This window comes from Acetobacterium tundrae (genome assembly GCF_008086615.1).
GTDB classification, from domain to species: Bacteria; Bacillota; Clostridia; order Eubacteriales; family Eubacteriaceae; genus Acetobacterium; species Acetobacterium tundrae.
In genome coordinates, this window is sequence record NZ_RXYB01000005.1 from 179,507 (window position 1) to 201,126 (window position 21,620).

General features: G+C 36.6%; 25 protein-coding genes. 5 read left to right on the top strand and 20 right to left on the bottom strand.

Annotated features, from left to right (window positions below; translation table 11 throughout):
• The first annotated feature begins 753 nt into the window (after nt 1–753).
• Nucleotides 754–3,789, top strand: a complete 3,036-nt coding sequence (locus FZC40_RS06310) for an Ig-like domain-containing protein (RefSeq protein WP_148603065.1) — start codon at nt 754–756, stop codon at nt 3,787–3,789.
• 361 nt (nt 3,790–4,150) lie between these two features.
• On the top strand, nt 4,151–4,909 hold the full coding sequence (locus FZC40_RS06315; RefSeq protein ID WP_148603066.1) for a transposase: 759 nt from the start codon (nt 4,151–4,153) through the stop codon (nt 4,907–4,909).
• A 59-nt stretch (nt 4,910–4,968) separates the two neighbouring features.
• On the opposite strand, the gene FZC40_RS06320 is transcribed toward FZC40_RS06315, so the two are convergent.
• From FZC40_RS06320 to FZC40_RS06330, 4 genes are all read right to left on the bottom strand, one after another.
• Nucleotides 4,969–5,226, bottom strand: a complete 258-nt coding sequence (locus FZC40_RS06320; RefSeq protein WP_148603067.1) for a hypothetical protein — start codon at nt 5,224–5,226, stop codon at nt 4,969–4,971.
• 276 nt (nt 5,227–5,502) lie between these two features.
• Entirely contained in the window at nt 5,503–6,150 is a 648-nt protein-coding gene (locus FZC40_RS06325) for a hypothetical protein (RefSeq protein ID WP_148603068.1), read from the bottom strand.
• Between the two features lie 44 nt (nt 6,151–6,194).
• A complete protein-coding gene (locus tag FZC40_RS17560; RefSeq protein WP_279233313.1) occupies nt 6,195–6,329 on the bottom strand; it encodes a hypothetical protein in 135 nt (44 codons plus the stop codon).
• A 323-nt stretch (nt 6,330–6,652) separates the two neighbouring features.
• Entirely contained in the window at nt 6,653–6,928 is a 276-nt protein-coding gene (locus tag FZC40_RS06330; protein ID WP_148603069.1) for an AbrB/MazE/SpoVT family DNA-binding domain-containing protein, read from the bottom strand.
• Nucleotides 6,929–7,307: 379 nt separating this feature from the next.
• Here FZC40_RS06330 and FZC40_RS06335 point away from each other — a divergent pair, with 379 nt between their 5' ends.
• A complete protein-coding gene (locus FZC40_RS06335) occupies nt 7,308–7,946 on the top strand; it encodes a TetR/AcrR family transcriptional regulator (RefSeq protein ID WP_148603070.1) in 639 nt (212 codons plus the stop codon).
• A 258-nt stretch (nt 7,947–8,204) separates the two neighbouring features.
• Here FZC40_RS06335 and FZC40_RS17070 read toward each other — a convergent pair whose 3' ends face one another.
• The 3 genes from FZC40_RS17070 to FZC40_RS06345 all read right to left on the bottom strand — a co-directional run bounded on the left by FZC40_RS17070 (nt 8,205) and on the right by FZC40_RS06345 (nt 11,067).
• A complete protein-coding gene (locus FZC40_RS17070) occupies nt 8,205–8,351 on the bottom strand; it encodes a hypothetical protein (RefSeq protein WP_186843741.1) in 147 nt (48 codons plus the stop codon).
• A gap of 22 nt (nt 8,352–8,373) precedes the next feature.
• Nucleotides 8,374–9,537, bottom strand: coding sequence for a uroporphyrinogen decarboxylase family protein (locus FZC40_RS06340; RefSeq protein ID WP_207724255.1), 1,164 nt, complete (start codon nt 9,535–9,537; stop codon nt 8,374–8,376).
• 63 nt (nt 9,538–9,600) lie between these two features.
• Nucleotides 9,601–11,067 carry an MFS transporter gene (locus FZC40_RS06345; protein ID WP_148603071.1) on the bottom strand — a complete coding sequence of 489 codons (1,467 nt, stop codon included), beginning with the start codon at nt 11,065–11,067 and terminating at the stop codon, nt 9,601–9,603.
• 676 nt (nt 11,068–11,743) lie between these two features.
• On the opposite strand from FZC40_RS06345, the gene FZC40_RS06350 reads away from it, so the two are divergent.
• Nucleotides 11,744–12,550 (top strand): methyltetrahydrofolate cobalamin methyltransferase, encoded by an 807-nt coding sequence (locus FZC40_RS06350; RefSeq protein ID WP_148603072.1) that lies wholly within the window; start codon nt 11,744–11,746, stop codon nt 12,548–12,550.
• A 175-nt stretch (nt 12,551–12,725) separates the two neighbouring features.
• Here FZC40_RS06350 and FZC40_RS17390 read toward each other — a convergent pair whose 3' ends face one another.
• Genes FZC40_RS17390 through FZC40_RS06360 form a run of 3 tightly spaced genes read right to left on the bottom strand, consistent with a single transcriptional unit; the run spans nt 12,726 to nt 13,961 of the window.
• Complete coding sequence (locus FZC40_RS17390) at nt 12,726–12,851, bottom strand: response regulator (protein WP_243135763.1); 126 nt, start codon at nt 12,849–12,851, stop codon at nt 12,726–12,728.
• A 19-nt stretch (nt 12,852–12,870) separates the two neighbouring features.
• Nucleotides 12,871–13,005 (bottom strand): response regulator, encoded by a 135-nt coding sequence (locus FZC40_RS17565; RefSeq protein WP_279233314.1) that lies wholly within the window; start codon nt 13,003–13,005, stop codon nt 12,871–12,873.
• 38 nt (nt 13,006–13,043) lie between these two features.
• Nucleotides 13,044–13,961, bottom strand: coding sequence for a cyclic di-GMP-binding domain-containing protein, MshE-related (locus tag FZC40_RS06360; protein WP_148603073.1), 918 nt, complete (start codon nt 13,959–13,961; stop codon nt 13,044–13,046).
• Between the two features lie 187 nt (nt 13,962–14,148).
• Here FZC40_RS06360 and FZC40_RS06365 point away from each other — a divergent pair, with 187 nt between their 5' ends.
• Nucleotides 14,149–14,373 (top strand): hypothetical protein, encoded by a 225-nt coding sequence (locus FZC40_RS06365; protein ID WP_148603074.1) that lies wholly within the window; start codon nt 14,149–14,151, stop codon nt 14,371–14,373.
• Between the two features lie 39 nt (nt 14,374–14,412).
• On the opposite strand, the gene FZC40_RS06370 is transcribed toward FZC40_RS06365, so the two are convergent.
• From FZC40_RS06370 to FZC40_RS06415, 10 genes are read right to left on the bottom strand one after another with little or no spacing between them, the layout of a single operon-like run.
• Nucleotides 14,413–15,471 (bottom strand): type IV pilus twitching motility protein PilT, encoded by a 1,059-nt coding sequence (locus FZC40_RS06370; RefSeq protein ID WP_148603075.1) that lies wholly within the window; start codon nt 15,469–15,471, stop codon nt 14,413–14,415.
• 14 nt (nt 15,472–15,485) lie between these two features.
• Complete coding sequence (locus FZC40_RS06375) at nt 15,486–15,977, bottom strand: hypothetical protein (protein ID WP_148603076.1); 492 nt, start codon at nt 15,975–15,977, stop codon at nt 15,486–15,488.
• A gap of 12 nt (nt 15,978–15,989) precedes the next feature.
• Complete coding sequence (locus tag FZC40_RS06380) at nt 15,990–16,445, bottom strand: type IV pilus modification PilV family protein (protein ID WP_148603077.1); 456 nt, start codon at nt 16,443–16,445, stop codon at nt 15,990–15,992.
• A gap of 23 nt (nt 16,446–16,468) precedes the next feature.
• Nucleotides 16,469–16,954 (bottom strand): DUF4860 domain-containing protein, encoded by a 486-nt coding sequence (locus FZC40_RS06385; RefSeq protein WP_148603078.1) that lies wholly within the window; start codon nt 16,952–16,954, stop codon nt 16,469–16,471.
• Nucleotides 16,951–17,289, bottom strand: coding sequence for a hypothetical protein (locus FZC40_RS06390; protein ID WP_148603079.1), 339 nt, complete (start codon nt 17,287–17,289; stop codon nt 16,951–16,953). The genes FZC40_RS06385 and FZC40_RS06390 overlap by 4 nt, the downstream gene beginning before the upstream one ends.
• 20 nt (nt 17,290–17,309) lie before the next feature.
• A complete protein-coding gene (locus FZC40_RS06395) occupies nt 17,310–18,362 on the bottom strand; it encodes a type II secretion system F family protein (RefSeq protein ID WP_243135764.1) in 1,053 nt (350 codons plus the stop codon).
• Between the two features lie 16 nt (nt 18,363–18,378).
• On the bottom strand, nt 18,379–19,308 hold the full coding sequence (locus tag FZC40_RS06400; RefSeq protein WP_148603081.1) for a transglutaminase-like domain-containing protein: 930 nt from the start codon (nt 19,306–19,308) through the stop codon (nt 18,379–18,381).
• A 51-nt stretch (nt 19,309–19,359) separates the two neighbouring features.
• Entirely contained in the window at nt 19,360–19,836 is a 477-nt protein-coding gene (locus tag FZC40_RS06405; RefSeq protein WP_148603082.1) for a hypothetical protein, read from the bottom strand.
• On the bottom strand, nt 19,826–20,407 hold the full coding sequence (locus FZC40_RS06410) for an RNA polymerase sigma factor (RefSeq protein ID WP_148603083.1): 582 nt from the start codon (nt 20,405–20,407) through the stop codon (nt 19,826–19,828). The genes FZC40_RS06405 and FZC40_RS06410 overlap by 11 nt, the downstream gene beginning before the upstream one ends.
• Before the next feature lie 59 nt (nt 20,408–20,466).
• The gene (locus tag FZC40_RS06415; protein WP_186843742.1) at nt 20,467–21,162 is read right to left on the bottom strand and encodes a GGDEF domain-containing protein; all 696 of its coding nucleotides are present in this window, start codon (nt 21,160–21,162) and stop codon (nt 20,467–20,469) included.
• Nucleotides 21,163–21,620 lie beyond the last annotated feature (458 nt).

Consider the following 21,620-nt stretch of genomic DNA (forward strand, 5'->3'; position numbering starts at 1 on the left):
GTAACAATTGTTGTTAAAAAAATTCAAAATTTCAAAAAAATATTAAAAATGTAAAAAAAAATTAAATGTTGTGCGATAAAATGCATTTCCCCGACGTTAACTCAACATAGGGTATCATCATAACCTAAAGTTCTAATTTATACAGGTCAGAAAATTGGGGAAATGCAGTGGCGTGAGGCCGTTGTATTGGACGTCAGCACATTGAAAGGTGGGATGCCGGAAGAATCATTAGATATGTCAGATTTAAAAAAAGGGTAGTCGGTCTTTACTAAAAATACAGTGGTTTGTGGAGAAAGTAAAGAAAGTCGATCGGGAAACTGTTTTAACAGCGAAACGACCTTAGAAGTCATCAAATATGAGACAATGAGACATATTTAAGCAGTAATCGAATAATGGTTCTTTATTTGTAGGCGATACAATGAATTAAATTGTCGGAAATTGTGAAATTCGGATTTGAGATTAAAAAAAATAGAATAATTAATTGCAAAATCAAGCAATGTGGTGTAAAATTCATTGTGAGAAAGCTCTTACTCATTTAGCGTTCCATTATATGTGTAGACCTGACACCTTTTCTAAGTTGGTGTAGTAAAATTGGTTTACCCTTTGCGAACAATACAAATTAGGAAAGGAGGAATATAAAGTGGTCTGCTAAGAGGAGCATGATTAAGTCTGGAATTTAAACGTGAGTCGATCATAAAGATCGTTTTTATTCCGGGTATACAACAAAATAAAATATACGGAGGATTTAAAAGTATGAAGAAAATTTCAGTAAGCATTCTTTCAGTATTCATGATGCTTTCCATGGTTTTTTCTACAAGCGTATTCGCTGCCAATGATGCAACAGTAAAAACATCGGCATGGGATTCATTTGTAGGATTATTCACAAAAGCAGCAACTACTGATACAATGAGTGTTCAGTATCGTGGACATATCCAGGATATCGGCAATGCCCCTACAGATGGTAGTTGGGTTCAAAGTGACCAACAATTAGGAACAACTGGTGAATCCAAAAGAATTGAAGGATTCAACATTGAACTAACAGGAGCAATTCCTGCCGGTGCCCATGTTGTTTATAATGTCCACGTTGAAAATGTTGGTTGGTTATATCCTACTGATGATTCAACTAATTGGATCAAAGATGGCGCATTTGCCGGTAGTGTTGGCAAATCACAACGTGTTGAAGCAATCGAAATTAAACTGGTTGATGCTACTGGTGCTCAATTACCAGGCTACTCAGTTCAATATACGGTTCACGGCGAAAACTACGGCTGGACACAAGGCTGGATTTCTGATGGCGCAATCGCCGGAACAACCGGAGATAGTCTACGTTTAGAAGCAATCCGAATCAAAGTTACTCAAGTAGCTGCTAATTTAACAGCTTATAACACAGCAATTGCTGCTGTTAATCAGGCTGATTACACAACCGCTTCTTGGACGACTTATCAGGCAGTTGTAGCAGCTAATCCTGCAGCAACAACTGATACACAGACAAAAGTTGATACAGCAACAGCTAATATTGTCGCTGCTCAAGCTAACTTGGTAGTAGTGCCTAAGGTTACAAGTGTAACAGCTATTAACGCTAGACAGCTTCAAGTAACATTCAGCACTGCTTTAGATGCAACTGATGCTATTGTACCTGGTCAAGTTACAGTTGCTGAAGTAACATTTAATGCTCCAACTTCAGCAGATTTATCAACAGATGCAAAAACACTTACATTAACAACTTCGGGAGCTGCAATTAATGTAGTTAATGCTAGTGTTACTGTAGCACCTATAAAGACACAAGCTAATGCTTCTTTATCAACACAGAAGTATGTAGGTCTGTTGACTTATGCAGATACTGTAGCACCAACAATCACAAAAGTTGTATCACAAACAAAAGGTACAACAGCAACAACACTTACAGTAACAGCTTCTGAACCAATTCAAACAGGTTCAGCTAAAATTGATGGAACATATTACATTGCTAATTTTGGTGGTACTAATACTGCAACAATTACAGGATTGTCTTTAGCAACTGGTGTAAACCATACATATGAAGCAATTAATCTAACAGATTATGCTAATAACAAAACAGTTTCACAGTCAGTTACTTTTATGGTAACAACGGATGCAACTGCACCAATAGCAACGATATCTGCAAAAGATGATCATACTATTCTTGTAACATTTAATAAAGCAATGACTGCTTCAACAGTAACTGGTGCATTAATTAGTGGTACTGTTAAAGATGAAACATTGGCAACTATTGCAACAGACACAGCTGTGGTAGTACCAAACACTGATAATAAACAATTTACAATCAATGTAACAGCACCTTTATATGCTAACACAACTAGCAGAACGTTAACTGTTGTTTTCCCAACAGCCATTCAAGATTCTTTGGGTAACGCAATGGCAGCTGTTAATCAACCTGTAACATTGACACAAAATACTGTAAAACCAGTAGCAACTGGTTACAACATAATCAAAGATACAACAGATGCTACAAAAGTAAAATCAATTGAAATTAATTACAATGAAGCATTAGCTACTAGTGCTAATGTGGCTAAACCAATAACAATTGTTAATTCTAATGGTGTTTTAGATAATACTACATTCTCTACTTTAGCAGTAGGTTCTATAACAGCTAATGGAACAAAAGTTGTTTACACTTTCCCAACAGCACAAACAATTAATGGTACGTTTGCATTCTCATTTGCAAAACAGATTGTTTCCGACACAGCTCAGACACCAAATCAAAATGATGCATTTAATATGAGTCTTGATTTTGGTACGACTTCAACGACGACATTTGATGTAACTAGCGTAGGTAATGCAGCAGGTAATAATACATTTACCGTAACATTCCCTGAAGCAGTTAAAGGTGGCGGAGTAGCAAATTCTGCTACAGATCCTTCAAACTATACACTTTCTGGTATGCCTTTACCAACAGGTACATCGATTGTTCTAGATTTATCTCAGTTACATGCAACCATTACTTTACCTGCAACAGCAGCAGTTGTAGCTGATGATAATACTGCAGTCTTTACAGCATCTAATATTCAAAATACGGCTGGAACAAAGACTTCTACAACTTTCTCAGGTACAGTAATAGTTCTAGATAATACTGCACCAGTACTTCAAACAGCAAGCTTTGTAGATGGAAGAAACATTAAAGTGAACTATAGTGAAGCTATGGCAGCTTCATTGTCAGACACTACTGTAACTGGTGAGTTTGCAATTTATCAAGATGGTAGTACAACACCATTAGCAATTGCCTTAGAGGCTACCAGAGCTACTGGTATTAATAGCCAAGTTATGTTAACAATACCAGATGACAGTACACCTGGTACACAAGAAGTTACTACCTTAACAGTAACAGGAACAGCTGATGCTACTGGAACTCTTACAGCAGGATTTACTGATGGAGTTACACCAGTAACACATGTTGTAGCAGTTACATCGGGTGATACTCCAACAGCTATTGCAACTAATATTGCCGCTGCATTCACTGGTTTAACAGGCTATACTGTAGGACATAGTGGTGCAACAGTAACATTTACAGCAACTACAGCAGCTGCTAATAACACAAGTGCTGCAGCAAGTATTGGTTCGTTAGTTACTGTTACAAATGTAACAGGTGCATCTGCTATCACTACACCAGGTGCTGCACCAACAGCAGCTACAAGTCTTGACTTATCAAAAACATATACAATCAAAGCTTTAGCTGGTACTAACATGAAAGATGCTTCTACATTACATAATGTTCAAGGATTAGCTACAACTCCTATTTCAATAACTAAGTAGAAAATCTAAAGACATACGGTGCCTGTCACTTAACTTATTCAACCTAACTTATTGAGTTGAAGGGTAAAGAACAGAGAAGAGAGACGATTCGAGTTCTTAGGATCTCGGGTCGTCTTTTCTTTTTGGCTGATTGCAAACGATTACCAATTGTCGGAGGTTCAGCTTTCTGGTTGAAAAATTCTGTTTGTTTTCGCTGAAAAACTATTGGCTGGGGGATCTGGATTCTGCCGATTGTCTGTTTCCAATCAGTTGCGCCAGTTTCTCTCCATCGAAACTCACTGAAGAAAACAACACAAGGGGACGGTTCTTTTGTGTTGCACTTAGTAACAAAAGATGTTAAAATAGTGCAGAGGTGCAAAAAATGCCAAGAACAGCAAGACAAATAAGCAGTACCGGAATTTATCATATCATATTAAGAGGAACCAATCGTCAGATCATTTTTGAGGATGAAGAAGATTACAGCAAACTGATGGAAACATTAAAGAAGCAAAAAGAAATCAGCGGTATTGAAATATTTGCCTATTGTTTTATGAGTAATCATATCCATTTGTTGATTAAGGTAGGGTCCGAAGATTTGGGAACGATATTTAGAAGAGTCGGTGCGAGTTATGTATACTGGTACAATTGGAAATACAATCGACGGGGGCATTTGTTTCAGGATCGCTATAAAAGTGAAGCGGTTGAAGATGACCGTTATTTTCTTACAGTGATCCGCTATATTCATCAAAATCCGCAAAGAGCAGGAATCGTTAAGCAGTTATCGGAATACCGCTGGAGCAGTTATAATGAATATCTGGGCAGTCAGGAAATCTGCAATATCGACTTTGCACTGAATTTGTTTTCGCTTGATCGTCAAAAAGCCATCCCATTATTTAAAACGTTTAATACCGAGAATATAGTGGCCAGCGTTCTGGAATATGATCAAAACATACGATGGACGGATTCGGAAGCAAATGCCTATATCCGGAAAATTGCAGGTGTTCAAAATCCGGTCGAACTTCAGAACTTTAATAAAGAAAAACGGAATGATTTAATAAAAAGCTGCAAAAATCAGGGGATCTCAATCAGACAGATCGAGCGGTTGACAGGCATCAGTTTTGGTGTGATCCGTAGCATTTAAACGGTAAACCATCCGTACCTGCAGCCCTTTCAAAAACAGGAAATACCACTCCACAAAACTTAACACACCAGAAATTTATAGCAGCCACAATTGGATAACGCGACCATCCCATCCAGCTCCATAATCGAAAGTCGTTCAATCAGATATACCTGACTGATGCCGGTGAGTGCTTCAATCTGTTGAATGTTCTTTTCCGAGCTGATCAAAATCGCCAGGATCTTTGCTTCATCTGTCGTCAGTTTTCTTACCGACCGGTTTTGTTCCCGCTTTGACCCGGAATTTGCGACCGGTCTCGTTGTTTCAGTTGTTTCGCTCAAAAACTGCTCTGTCAAAAAATCCTGACAATCCAGCTGCTCCGGTTTCAGATATAGCGTCGCCCCATTTTTCAGTATCTGGCATCGTTTACAATCTTTGATGAGGGTAAATTAGCCATTTTGCGCCCCTGTATTATGCTAACCTCTTTTGTATGCTAAATGAAGTATAAAAGAGCCGTCCCCTTGTGTCCCAAAAAAGAAAAGACGATCTGACCCGAGTCTCGAAGAACTCAAATCGTCTTTATTCTTTGTTGCTCAAGCAACCAACGCAATATCACCCTATTTTAAATTTCTATAATAACTTGCTCCTCTTACATAAGCTCCATCCTTGGTAATTCCGGTTCTTCCTTCTGTCAGTGATACCACTTTCTCGAATGCTGTTTCGATACGGTTTTCATTGTCAATTGAACAGTATCTAGCAGATTCAGTTTTTAGGTAATCCGATACTTTGCTCAATTCCTCAGTTGATAAATCTTTATATTGCTTTTTAATGGCAGCCAGCATCAAATCTCGACAAGTATCCATCACTTCAATCAGCACAAATTCGTCTTCATTTCTAAATCCTGCTCCATTTTCAATTGCACAATCAAGATTCACAATGACAGTAACACTTAATTTTAATTTATCCAACAAATTATCTGTACATTCTACACGCTCCAATAATTTATCGCTTAGAATCATTAAAAAGTAAACATCCGGAATTTTTTTATTCATTTCATAATTAACTTCAGTTTTATAGTCATCAATTGTCTCATTAACTGATAATGATCGTTTCACTAACTTGTAATATGATTCTCTGCAATAGCTAGAATCTCTTGACATTCTGTTGATCATTAATTCAACAAGTTCTTCTTTTGAATGACCCATTAAAAATTCTTTCCAGTTCTGCCAATCTGCTATTGTTTCAATATACTCTTTTACTTCCATTATCTCACCTCATTTTATTTTTAGCGAACCCATTAAATTCTCACTTATTGCTCTTTTATCATGTTTTCGATTATTCGTTTCCCGATTCCCAGCACACTACTTAATTGTCGAATGCTGCCACCGGTTTCTCGATATATTTGACTGATACATTCATCTCGTTCTGACTTCGTTAAATCCATTATTTTGGAATAATGCTTGTTTGCTTTAATAAAACCCTTGATATCCTCATCTGTACATTATACAAAAGTTCTCGTATCAAGACAATCATCCTGATTTTCTTCACATGAAAACTTTTCAAAATCGACCCTATTTTTAAAATAACCTTGAATCATCTCCGTATCAACCCAACAGAATATATTTTTATATGCATCTAGATAGTTTTGATAACTACACCATTTATATTCTGCTTGTGCTCAAAAAGGGAAAGCTAAGCCTTCCCTCATTAATTCATGTTTGTTCGAATATATTTTTCGACAAATTCATTTGGTGTCAAGCATAATTCTCATTGTTTCTTTTCCTTTTTTTCCTCAAACCGTTCTTTTCGTACTTCCTTCACCAGATTCACAACGTCTTCCTCTGATTTCAAATCCAACCGTTCAGCTTCACCCTCAAAGGCATTCTGAACTTGTTCAAGTGCAAGCATAGTCGAATTGGCAATCACCATATAGCCGTTTTTTTCGATGAAAACTACTTTGTCACCTTCCTTCAAATTCAGTTTTTTCCGAATATTGATGGGGATGGTCACTTGTCCCTTAGACATTACTTTTGCAAGATCCATTTCCGCGCCTCCTTAAACCCTACTTTTCCTACATTTAGTATATCACCACAACATCTGTTTTTCAAGCTCTATTCAAACAAATCCAAAATTTCAGAGCAAACATTTTTGGATTCATCCCACTTTTTTTCTTCCCGTCAGTCCCGACATTGATGGCACTGACATTGCAAGAAATCACACTTGTCACGACTGTCGGCATTTTAGTGAAACAGACAAAAGCTGCAAACCGCAGCCACCAGCGAAAACTTATCCAGAGAAATATCTGATAATTTTTTACCCCTAAAAGAACACAAAAGAACCGTCCCTTTGTGTCAAAAAGCAATAAAATATTGACATTTATCTGTGAAATGTTAGTATATAATATATTGGGAGGGAAGTAAGCATGTATATTAACGGAATAGAAACAAAACAAAATATTTTTCTGACAGCCAAAAATCTCTTTTATGAAATAGGATATCAAAAAACTACGATTCGATTAATTTCTGAACATGCAAATGTGCCTATTGGTTTAACAAATTATCATTTTAAAAATAAAGAAAATATTGTGAAGCAGATATATGCAGAATATATTGACAACATTTTAAAGTTTATCGATGCGGAAATTGGAGATAAACTCGATAGCTTTTTACTCCGTCAAATCACGAGTTTGAGAATATATTACAATAATATTTTGGTAGATAAAAATAATTCTCATTTTCTCATTACAAATTCTAAATTTGAAATGTTATTTGACCGGGTAGACGTAGCCTACCAAAGGATTCTAGATGAAAACAATATTACTCTGCCTCGAGAAATACTTAAATCATACATTATAGCTGAATTTGGTGCTCGACATGAATTATTACTGCGCTATTACTCAAAGGAATTAGATCTTTCAATTCAAGGACTTGTGGACACGATAGCATGCATTGCTCCCAGACTATTTGAAGTTGATCATAAAATAGTTGGTAAGGCATTGAATGAATCTTTAATCTTATATAATAGTATCGACGCTTCTGGGATAAAATTTTTGGTTTCATGAAAGAGACAATCCCTGTCATTCAGATTTTTTGTACATTACATTTTTAAAAATACAAATGTCGTTGAAATGGGAATACCAAGAGTCATATTCCGATAGCGATTAAGCATAGGGTATGGATAAAGAAATAGTAGAAATGAATAATAAAGCTGCGGCAAATAAATAAGTCCATGAAAGAAAGCGTGTGGGGATGAAGTTAACACACAACACGACACAAAGCGGAATCAAACATGGACTGTTCCAAAATTTAGCGATTTTATTTTACGTTATTAAAAAAGACAGTAAACCCATTAAGGCTTCTTCAGGTCCTTGAATGCTTTCTTTTGCAGCTTCAATCGCTTCAGCGGGGATTTCGTATTTCTCTAAATTCTCCTCTAACGTTCGATAATATTCTGATTTTAACTCCATTTCAAAATCTCCTTTTTATTATTTAGTAAGTACCATATTCTTTGACGCATTTTATTAGTGCCTGTAAATTCTCGATTTTTAAATCGCTGGCTCTGAGAATCGATTTGTCAATACCAAAAATATAATTCCCTCCAGGTGCCAATATATCCATATATTCTTTAGCTTTGTCTTCAACTTCTGGGATAGTACCATATCTCAATAAGGCCAAAGGAAAGAGGCCTTGTATGATATGCTTGTCACCTATTTTGCTTTTTACAAATTCTGGATCACCGTGTTCAAATTGCATTTCGCAGCCGGCGGGGAGTTCATACAAATAATCTAAATACCGCATCCAGTCTTCTTCGCAAAACATGGATACCCCATATCCTGAATCCACAATTTTTTCAACCATTCTTTTAAAAGTTGGCCACCAGAACTTTTCAAAATCTTTTTCTCTCATATATGGAGCCATATGCAGTGAGATTCCAACACGCGTTTTTTTTGCAGGTTCCGTTGTCGGCATTCCCAGTTTTAAGGCAAGAGGAAACAACGCTTCGCATGCATCCAATACTTTTGCTGGATATCTTCTGATATCCGAACTTATTCCAGTAAAAGATCTAAATGTATCTGCAAGTAAATCAAAAGGCGCTCTGGTTCTTTTAACTTTGAATTTTTCGGTAACTTTTCCATATTTTCCAGCAATACGTTTCGACGCGGGTCCTATTTTTCCCATGATAAGATCCTTCGACATTTGCATTTTCATGAGAGCAATCATATTTTCAGGTGCAGGCTTTGCCAATTCGTCATAGAATTTTGGTAATACTTTTTCCCAACACACTTTAACGGGATCACTGATTAATGCATCATAATCCTCTGGCTCAATGCCATGAACATCTGGGTGTTGCATAAATCCATCTCCACCCATAACGTAATTATTGGCTCCAAGCATTTTATAAAACGAGGGTAATCTGGCGGAAAAACCAACTACTAGGTCCGTATCAAATAATCCATTTGTAAATTCCATTGCTTCGATCATTTTATCTGCACTGTATTGAGCGGTAATTAAATTCATTCCCGCATACTCGATACTGGCGGCACCGTCGACATCTATTGATATTGGTATTCTTTTGGGTATATTCCCCTCATATACATCAATAAAATTTTGATTCTTTTCTTGTGATTCTTTGCTTATTTCTTGCTTATTCAATCTATAATCTCCTTAGTATAATTTTATTTTTTTCAATAGTTAAGTTAGAGTTAATGAAAATATTTAATTTAGGATACTCATATCTGCGTTTTCTCCAACTCTGCCAGCTTCAATTTCTTCTTTAATTCGCGCAAGTTTTTTATCGTTTAGAGGATAAAGTACTGCAACGAGACCAAAGCAAACAACTGCCAAAGCAAGTGGTAGGATTGTTTGTAAATTAATAAGTGTACTAATAACATCCTGTGAAGGTCCCACTCCATTTACATATGCTGCAGCATTATATCCGGCTGTTGCTAATAATGCCGTTCTTACAAAGGTAGACAATGTCATTCCGACACGAACTGATACAGAAAACAGGGACATGCTTAAACCATCTGTTCGTTCGCCTGTTTTCCAAGCCCCATAATCAGCAGCAGCAGCAAACATTGGCATTATATATGTTTCAACAATACCTCCGAAGAAGCTTGCACATGAAATAACGGCGATGAACATTCCAGTTGTTAAATTATTAAACGTTAGGGTAGCAATTAGCAATATGATTATTTGAACCACACCCCCTGCTACAAACGCTTTTTTAGAATCCTTAAATATTTTCACCCAAAACAATCCACAAATTACACCCACTACGGCACTAAGGTTAAATGCCAGCATAAATATTCCCAAAGACGCGAAGTCTTTAGCGACATATTTGAAAAAGTATGTTGCACTCATAACTTGGAAGAAGTAGAAAGTTTTATAGAGTGCCATAAACAAAAACATGACTAAAAGTGCTCGATTTGTAAATAATCCTTTAACAACAGTTTTTAAGGGTATTTTTGGTTTTCTTTGTGAAGTCACTGCTGATTTCGCAGCAATTGCATCCTGCTCCATGGAAGTTCCTCGTAAAACTGAAGCAAAAGCAAGATAACAGATGACTCCAAATGTTCCGAGTATTAAACCGGTTGTTGCCCAGCCACCAGCTTCAGAACCGGTTTTTGCGGTTAAAAGTATCAGAAGAGCAGGTGCAACATATCCCCATAAGGTTTTCCCACCATCTCGACCAATTTTTTGGGCAACTGATAAGTGAGTTCTTATTTTGGGATCAGGTGCCAGTCTGGGATAAAGAGAGACAACGGTTACATTTACCATCGCTAGAAAAACTGCAAGGATTATACTTAACACAAATACAAAGAACCCTAATTTTTCAGGTGCTGATGTAAGTGCCGGCAAGGCAAACAGTATCATATATGATACTGCAGCACCGATTGACCCGATTATGATCCATTGCCAATATTTGCCTTTTCGCAAAGTAACTCTATCAAGAAAAGCGCCAAATATAGGCGAAAACGCAAATTCTACTATCGTTTTTATCATCTCTAATATACCTGATAAAACTAATGGTATCATATAAATATCTGTTAATAACATCGATAAATATGAATCAAAATAGCCCTTAAAGGTTGCGCCTCCAAAATTTGGGAGTACATAAAGATCTCTTGTTAATTTATCCCGTTTATTTGTTTTTTCATTATTGGTTGCTTGACCTGCCATATATTATTCTCCTTTTTCAAAATTTGATATCTGATAGTTTTAATTAAATAACTTATTTTCCTCCTTTCATCTCACATATCGTAACACCTCCTTTTTTACAATATTGAATGTTTGCTAGTTTGTACAATATAACACCGTTTTTACAAAAAGTAAACAATAAAAAAATATATTTTTACAAAAAAAATAATTGCCCAGATATTTAACAATCTAAATGAAGATTGAATAGAAAAAGGATATTTGTTTATATTTAAGTTTCTTTTGAACATCTATTTATAATATAATTCATTTATAAAGCGCAATAAGAGAATTATGAAACGCACCCTTTCGTCATTGAAAATATTGACTAAAAATGGAATCGTTTTCTTGACAAAAACTAATTACGGGTGTATCATACGAATACAAACATGTACACACAGGATATACATGTGTATATCTTCGAGATGCGCGGAATTTTAGAAAAGGATGGTAAAGAATGTTGAATTTTGAAGAAAATGATTAATGGAGATACTCAACACATTTGTTGAAACTAATTTAATATACACAGTAGCTATATTGAGATATAGTTAAGCAAATTAGACAACAGTTAAGAATAATTGTTTATAAATGAGATCAGAATAAATTCATGTTGAAATATTTTATAGAGGCATAAATTAAAAACATATCGGGAGGAGAAAACATGATTATAATTGGAGAAAAGATCAACGGCAGCATACCAGTGGTGAAAGAAGCCATTGAAAAAAGAGATGCTGTATTTATTGCGGATCGAGCTGTAAAGCAAGTAGAGGCAGGAGCTAATTTTATCGATGTCTGCGCCAGCACATCCCCAGAGGACGAAATTGAAACCCTTAAATGGCTCATTGAAGTAGTCCAGGATGCAACAGATACACCGCTTTGCATTGATAGTCCCAATCCAAGAGCAATTGAAGCTGTATTTAAATATGCAAATAAACCGGGAATGTTGAATTCTATTTCTGAAGAAGGAGATAAATGCGAGATATTGTTGCCGCTAATGGAAGGAAATACCTGGGAAGTCGTGGGACTAACCTGCAACAACAAGGGAATACCGAATGATGCACAGACTAAGGTAGATATCACAAAAATCATGGTCGAAAAAGCGGCCAAATATAGCATCACAGTGGATCGTATTCACATCGACCCTTGCGTAATGGCACTATCAACCGAAAATAACTCCATGTTGAATTTTGTCACGGAAATATCAATGATCAAAGAATTATACCCAACGATTCATGTTACCGGCGCCATCAGCAACATGTCGTTTGGGCTTCCCATTCGGGCACTTTTGAATAAAACAGCCATGGCCTTTGCCATTCAGGCCGGGATGGATTCAGCCGTACTGGACCCACTCAACCGAGACATGATGGGAACTATTTTTGCCACCTATGCATTGTTGGGAAAAGACAAACATTGCAGAAAATACAGCAAGGCGTTCCGGGCCGGGCAAATTGGATCAGTAAAAAAATAAAGAACGATGTAAGCCAACTTAAAGAATGTCACAAATTGAACTGGCTCAATATCCGCAATGCAGTTCAAACCACTGAACTTACTGAAGGTTCCACTGCTTGAGTTGGAAGGTAATGAAACAAAGAAAAGAGACGATTTGGATTCTTCGGAACTCAGGTTGTCTCTCCCTGTTACAATTATTCTAATGTTTCAGCAATTGTATTGATAACATTATCCTCTGAAAAGGGTTTTGTGATATAATTTTTTGCCCCGGCATCAAGCGCTTCAAGTATTGTACTGCCTTTGCCAAGTGATGTAACCATCACCACTCTGCAAGTAGGATTAATTTTCATATTTTTTAAAACCCTCAAAGCCATCACCGGCTTCTCCAACAATTTCATGCTTTGCAGCTTCCAGAATCATTCTCAATTTCTTTCTGGATACCGCTGAGTCATCCACAATCAATATTCTAGCCACAAGAAAAACCTCCAATTATCATTGATTTCTAACACTTTTTATTTATTATTGGCAATCTTTTCAGTAAAATCAGGATTTGCTTCGGCAAAAATAAAATCGATTTTTCCAAAATTTAAATGGCACGGGATAACGTATAACTTTCCGTCAGGTTTAATAATACCGGCCTCTTTAATTTCTGGCGGAAACAGATCAAGTTCGATACCTTTATGGGCTAGTTCGGATAAGAATAAGCCATTATGGCAATTAAGGAATTCGCCCAATGAATCTTTAGCTAATGCATCTACCCTGTCCAACGCTTCTTCTGCATAAATGGAAGCAAATTTTGCCAGTACTGTTTCTGAAGCAGCAAAACCGCTAAAAAAAAGATGTTCACCTTCTATTCTCTGAGTAACCAGGTAATCATATGGATAGGAATTAACCTCAACTGCTGGTTCCATTCGGATCTCATCATCAATAAAGCGTACAATATTCCTCAGAAAAAGTTCAAAATACTCTTGCGGGATGCTGTTATCGTGAATGGATAACGTCTTAAGAAATAGCTTTGTAATTTGCGTGATGTCATTATTTTTCAAGACCTGAATTTCATCATTTGACAATTGCGAATCTTCTCTATATTGAGCCAGAACTGCTTCATATTTTTCGAGGGAAAAAAGACCTTTCTCAATGAGAAGCTGGCCTAATAAAATGTTTGATTTTTTCTGTGCATTTAATAGTTCATTCAACTGATTTTCGGTCAGATACCCTTCTTCTATGGCCAATTCACCAAATTTTCGATCCTTTGCGGCCTGGAACCGATGGATTCTGTCGACTTGTGAAGCATTCATATAACCAGAATCAATTGCCAAAACACCCAATTTCACCTTGACTGATTTCTGTTCCGCTAATATCACTCTGAGTTCTTCCGGTTTGATTAATTTTTTTACCAAAAGGTAATTGCCAAAATACTGATTAAACATAAAAAACTCCTTTCAAAATAGATTTTAAAGCCTCGTTTGCAATCTGTCATATAAATAAAGAGCAACTATATTCATCAGCAGCTTTTTATCACATTAAAATAGCTACATTGCAAATGTCAAGTTAAAATAGGAACTGCCGGAGGTGCGGCAGGTTTAAGCAGAGAGTATTGTTGCTGATGTGTTGGGATTGGCGATAGCTTTATTTTCCTTTAATGGTGAAATAAAAGCCATGTTTAGTCAGAAGGTTAAAGTTATTGAACCCACGATATCAGCAATAACCAACGCTGATGGAGCTTCGGTAGTTACTTTAATTAACCCAAATGATTTAATACGCGTGGTTATCAAAGATGTAATTGCAGGCTCAGACGATGGTCTTCATGATACCGCCATAACAGAAATCTCGATTTATTAATGATAAAGAGCATTCACCTCAGATCTCGTTTTGCTTCCTTCACCCAAGCTTTTTTGAAAGCATATCAGGATTTGTAGCATAATGAAGGGCCGTTTTTTTGGTAATAGCACCTGCGTTATAAAGATTAAGAAGACTGGCATCCATAGAAATCATATTTTCCCCAGAACAAGAGTAAATCATGCCATTAATCTGGTGGACTTTACCTTCACGGATCATATTACGTATGGCTGGTGTGACCGTCATTATTTCAAAAACGGGAATTTGTTTGCCGTTAACGTCAGGGACAAGCTGCTGGGAGACAACCGCATCAAGCACCATCGAAAGCTGCATGGCAATCTGATTTTGCTGATTAGGAGGAAATACATCAATGACCCGATCGATGGTGTTTGCCGCACCGATCGTATGAAGTGTGGACAGGATTAAATGTCCGGTCTCGGCAGCAGTCATGGATATGTTGATGGTTTCATAATCTCGCATTTCCCCCAATAAGATAACATCGGGGCTTTGTCGCAGGGCAGCTCTTAAGGCTGTTACATAGCTTTCAGTATCGGTGCTGATTTCACGTTGACTGACAATGCTTTTTTTATGGGTGTGCAGGTGTTCTAATGGATCTTCGAGGGTTATAATATGGTTTCTTCTTTCCGAATTAATATAATCAATCATACAAGCAAGGGTTGTGGATTTACCACTTCCTGCCGGACCGGTAACTAAAATCATACCTTTGGAGTAATTTGTCAAATTGATAACCGCGTTCGGGATTCCCAGATCTTCAGGTTTGGGAAGATAAAAGGCGATCACTCGAACCACGGCAGCCAAAGAGCCACGCTGTTTATAAGTGCTTATACGAAAGCGCGATACCCCCTTTATAGAAAAAGAAAAGTCATCATCTCCTTTTTTTAAGAATTCAGAAAAATTACGATGATTGGCCAATTCATAAATATTGCAAATAATCTCTTCAGTCTGAGGGGGGAAAAGTTTTTCCTGATCTTTTCCTTGAATGATGCCATTAATTTTATATGAAAGGGGAAGGCCTGCAACGATAAACAGATCGGTTGCATTTACTTCAGTAGCTTCGGTTAATAGTGCGATTACGTCCATGTTTTTCTCCTGTTCTAATTGATTTGCAATAAATTTAGTGAGGTATCTGGCTGCCAGGTATCAGTATTGATCTCCTGCCATGTGGCTATTTCGTAGAACCGATTATTGACAGCATTGGGATAAAGAACATTTAAAGCAACAGATAGAACCTGGTTTGATGAAATTTCACGTCGATAAGTGATGCTTTTAGTGACGGGGTTATAGGTGATTCCATCAACTGACTGGTTTAACTGTTCCTGGCATTTATTAAAATAATCGGCTTCGGAGATACTACTGCTGTATATCGTTAATAAGTGATTATCAATATCATTTAAAATTGTTTCTGCTGTGTTTGAAGCTGAGTAATAATGGGTGGTCTGGTATTCTAATTCCTGACTTAACTTGTAATCCGCATTGGCACTGACGAGTGAAAGAGTAGCGAAAGTAACAAGGCAAAGAATAACAAAGATTACAAGCAGTGAAGAGGTTCCGACATTGATTAAGATGTTTGGGCCTTTTTTACTCATGGTAGTGAACTCCTAATTTATTGTATTTGGGATGTGCTTAATAATGTTCAGATCATAAATGTCAATGTCGTCAGCGCTTTCTTGCGTGGAGAGTTTCCTCATGTCTATTGTTGCTGATACGATCTGATTCTGATGCTGCCAGTCGATCTTCATTAAATAAGAAGCTTCGCTTAACGGACACGCTTCCCAGTTCTGATTATAACCGATTTGTATTGTTTGGCCCTCTATAATTGAATCGGAAAAAGCAGAAAGAAGAGCCGCATTGGGATCTAACGGATCGCTTTTCATTACTTCGGCGGCCCCCTCAACTTTTGTTATGGCAATGTTTAAATCTTTGGTTGAAGTGCTTAGTACATTGGCTTTAGCGTAAAGCTGCACACAAACAGCACTTGAAATGGAAAAGAAAAAGATTGCAATAATCAATTCAAGAAGAAACAAACTATATTTGGATGATTGCTGTTTAAACATTGTGTATGCCCTTTCAGTTAATGTTAGTCATTGCATGCCAGACTAACAAATGTTTCGAGTGTTGTTCCTTTGGAATCGGTTGTTTCCAGCTTGATTAAATGTTCGCTGATCCTGGAAATAGCAAAGTTTTGAACAGCCATGATAGATTCCCCATCACCAGGCGAAAAAGCCTGGCCTTTTTTTATAAACAATTCTTTCAATTCGCCGTTAAATGTGTAAATATAGGTGCAATAGGGAATATCGTTATAATTCTTTTCCAGAATTAATGCCGATGCTTCGTTAACAACACCAACTGAAACATCGCCAATTGCATCGTTTTGGCGGATTTTTTGAGTAACATAGGTTAAAGAGGTACGACTTGTATAGTTTTCATTCATATTGGTGATGGTGGATTGATAGACATTAACCCCGATGAGGACAACCACTAAAGCAGAGGCCGTAAAAACACAAAACAGAGCTAAAATAAAGAAATAATCAATGATATGTGCTTTCGGCTTGTTGAGATTCATGATGGATCCTCCAGAGAAATAATCGTGATATCCGGCATGATATTCGCTGCAATGGGACGATAATCCACGAAAAACTTAGCAGCGTCATAAGTGATGCCATAGTGCTCGACAAGATAATCTAAGCTTTCCGGGTAGTTGCCTTCGGTCGAATAGCAGTGAACAACGGCGTGTTTTAAAGCAGTTTCAAGACTTTGCTTTTCTTCTGCAATTGATGTGTGCGAAACAGAAGAAATGCCATAATAAAAAAAGATAAAAAAGACGATAAAAATGATAATGGAAAAAAGTAATCTCGGAAATAATGAAAGTGATTTATTTTGTTTGTTAAATCGGTTCATGTTCATCCCCCTGATGGTGTTTAGCCAATTGTTATCATAATACCCATGAGCGGCAGCATGACTGAAAGCAAAATCATACCGACAATCGTCGATAAAATAGCCACTAATGTTGGTTCAAGAATTGATAATAAATGACCGATTGAGGTGTCAACCTCTTCATTATATTGGATGGCTATCTTTTGCATGGCTACATCCATGACACCAGATTTATAGCCGATGGCAAGCATACGAGAATAAATGCCGGAAAAAATATTCGACTTATTGAGTGCATCTGAAAAATTATCGCCTTCTGAGATGTATTTTTTGCATCTTTCTATTTTTTCCTGAAGAATTGGATGATCAGCAAGTTGTGCGATTAATTCAATACTTTGATCAGTATCTAAGCCACTCTTTAATGTTATTGCCATACCATTTGAAAAGCGGCCTAAAGCAATTTTCTCATAAAGATTTTTCGTTAAAAAGAATTTTGAACCAAATTGTTTTAACTGTTCTTTTCCTTTAATGGACTTATTCAGATATAGAACTAAAACCAATAGCAGTGCGAGCAGAACAACAAACACAGCTGAATAACGACTTAACATATTTCCGAAATCTAAGATTCCTTTGGAAAAACCAGTCATTTCACTTCCTAATTGGATGAAAACCTGATTGAAAATCGGCATAACCTTAACGAGTAATACCACAATAACCAGGATCATCATACCGATCATAATTAGTGGATAGGTGATTGCGCTTTTTATGCCCTTAGAAAGATTTTCCTCGCGTTGATAATAAAGCGCAAGGGATTCCATGACTTCATCCAGTTTTCCGGAAGTTTCACCGAGATTGGTCATATCCAAAACATATTTTGGAAAAACATGTGTAGCAGACAATGCCAAATACAAACTGCTGGTTAAATCCAGCTGCCGGTATATTTCATTGAGAATATCTTTGCCTTCGCCATCAGTGGCATCTTCAAGCATAATGGAAATACCTTCTATAGAAGAAATACCTGCCTTTAGGATCATCCCCATTTGTTCGCAAAAAGTATAGATTTCATTGTTTGAAAGTGGTTTGCGTTGTTTTGCGTTCAATACTAATTCCTCCGTTTCAATAGATGTATTTCGTTTGATAATTACTGCCATCTCCGATAAATTTTTTTAGTTCGCTTTCTGTGTTATTTGAAGCAAAGGTTGGATCCATGAGCTTCCACTGACTGCCGTCAAACTCGATGATACCATTTACCCATCCTATATCATCAAGATGGACGCTGATCCACGCATGGTAGGCTGTTCCGGCATAACCGACTTCAAGCCGTGTCGGAATATTCTGAGAACGCAGCATCGTGGCCATGACTGCTGCATAATCAAAACAGATACCATTACCACTCGCTAGTATTTCATCAACAACTGGAATATATCCACTTTTTACTGAGAGCGCTTTTGTGTTGTCGTATTTAATGTTCTTGATTACATAATTATAAACATTTGTGACAACGTCTAAATCTGATTTTGCGCCATTGGCTAATTCACTGCCTTTACTGACCGTTTTAGAGCTGGCATCAAAATCGACAAACTGATTGGGATATAGGTAAGGTCCATATTGATTGGTAATCTTTATATCAATCGACTGCGAAAAAGCAGTGGCATATTGATCGCCACTGACATTTTCAAAGATCACAATTAAGTAGATCCCATCGCCTCCGGTTAAGGGAAAGGTTTCATAACCATTGTGAAGATTATAAGTATAGACAACACCGGCAGGATCCGTGATTTGCAGTTTCACATTAGCACTTGAACCGTTGTAGTTGATCATCACATAGCCGTCATCGGTATGTGATGCATCAATCGTGACACTGCCGGATCCGTAGGTAATGATGCCATCGGCGGCCGGTTGCAACACCATTGGGGCATTTGATCTAACGTTTGATGATGACGGATTGGTGGATGAATGGTCGTCTGAATTTGTACAGGATGTTGATAATAATGTGATCAAAATGAGGCTGATGATATAAGCGCTGTACAAAGAGTGTTTGTACATTTATTAATCCGTCCTTTCGCATAAATTATTATTGATCGGGATTCAAAAATACTATTTTAAATTACTAATGTGTGCTGTCTTTGTCGTTATCTGATAATTAAGACCAGTTACCATAACATTTAATTCACCATTATCGGTAACTTTGACTGAATATAAAGTATCGGAAATTTTTGTTACCGGTATTGTTTCATTGTTTATGGTTGCATTAACAGATATGGGCTTGGCAAATTGGGAAACCTCTATATTTAGGATGATACTGTTTTGACTGACTGATTCAGTGGCTAAATTAAACTGCGGTCGTATAAATGCCAGCGGAGATAACAATAAAAAGATAATAGCAATAATTGATAAATTTACAATGGATCGATGAAAACGCTTGATGTTTTTACGCTCAGCTGTTAACACCGGAATGGGCGTTTTATTTGGTTCTACATTACAGGCATTAAATACGTTATCCAGTGTTTTTTGCGCTAATTCTGGTGGTATATCAGGAAGTTCGTTGCTTTTTTTATCTTTATTACAAATCATTTTTTTTCTCCTCAAGTTGAAGATTGTATAATTGTTTTTTTCCTCTCGCTAAATACCGTTTTACAGAACTTAGGCTGCATCCCATTGATTGCGCAATTTCTTCCTGTTTCATATTGGAACCGAATTTCAGCAACAATGCATCCCGTTCCATAGGGGGTAATTTTTTAATGGCGTTTTGAAGCGACACGTGACTAGATTTCATCGCAACCTTTGCTTCAGGGTTATTGTCAACATGATCATCACGAACATATTGAAGGATTTTTTCACTGCCGCCCTCCTGGTTTTCGATGTGCTGCTGCTTGCTTTTCATGTCATAACAAACACGAAAAGAAATTTGTTTTAGCCAGGAAATAAACAATTGCGGATTTTTTAATGTTTGAATATTTTTTAGTACGAGAATATAAATTTCCTGGAGGGCGTCCTGGGCAAGATCTTGATTATTAAAGTAATTGCACGCATAAGCATACTGACTTTTATAAGTGAGAGAATACAATTCGGCAAAGGCATCACTATCATTGAATTGTGCCTTTTTTACCAATAAAGCAATATAGTTAAAATCATAGTCAGACATTATACGCACTCCTTATAATACTGCAAACAATATTTTTTAAAGAAGAACAGATCAATGAATTAAAGATCATTCTTTTTAAGCATTCTTTGTATGGATAAGGAAATAATTTGTGAAATTGCATCAAAATTCTCTTCTGCATTCAAAACACAACCGTAATGATAATTGATGCCCTGATATTCTAATAGAAAATTGTGAACCTCAATCTGGATATCTAATTCTTTAATAAATTCTTCGATTTTCACATGGTCACATTGTCTGATGACGACAATAAATTCATTACCGCTGTTTCTTCCGAAAATGCCATAGGATTCACTGAGATCATTCAGCATTTCCGAAAAATCTCGAATAATTAGATCACCATGTTCATATCCTTTAGTCTTATTTATTGAAGGTAAATTAATAAGACTAAAGGCAAGACAACCAATATTCGGGATTTCCTCTGCAGCGGCAAAATCTTTTAATAATAAATCAAAGCTGCAACGGTTGGCTTTACCCGTTAACTGATCTAAATAGGCGATCTTATTAACATCAAAATAATCGAGGCTCATTTTCTGAAAGACTGAAAGATCATATAAAATACAAACAAAATTTATAATGAAAACAACCAGAATACATATTAATAGCAAAGTTAAATAAATGCTTGATGATAAAGGGGCGTCAAGGTGGCTCAGATATAAAGCAAGAATAAAACATACGATTGTGAAAAAAATCATGATCACTGTCTGAAGAAGTTTATAGGGTTTAAATTGTTTCATAATCAACATCCTTTATCTAAAATGGTATTTTTTTAAATAGAATTTAAATAGAATCATATAGTTATTATAGCTTATTTATATGGAATCTCAAGAATTATTAAAAATATTTACAAAAAAATAAAAAAAGATTAAAAAGTGAGCTTTTTTGCTTCCAGAGACTGTCTTTATATAGTAAGAGGATAAATATATTGGTAAATAGACGATGGTAAAAAATAATTGAAGAAAGGATTTGAAATGGAAAGAAAACGAACGGTGGAGAGATCAAAAATGAAAGGAGAAATGAGCTATGTTTAAAAAGTTTAAAAGAGTCATGGCATTATTTTTGACATTTATGATGCTATTCTCAATGTCAGGTGTGGATATGCTTGTTGCCTATGCGGTGGACAATGTGAGTTCCGCACAGGAAGAGCAAACACCGGCAGTAGGAGGCACGGCTGCAGATGGCGGCACAATCGCAG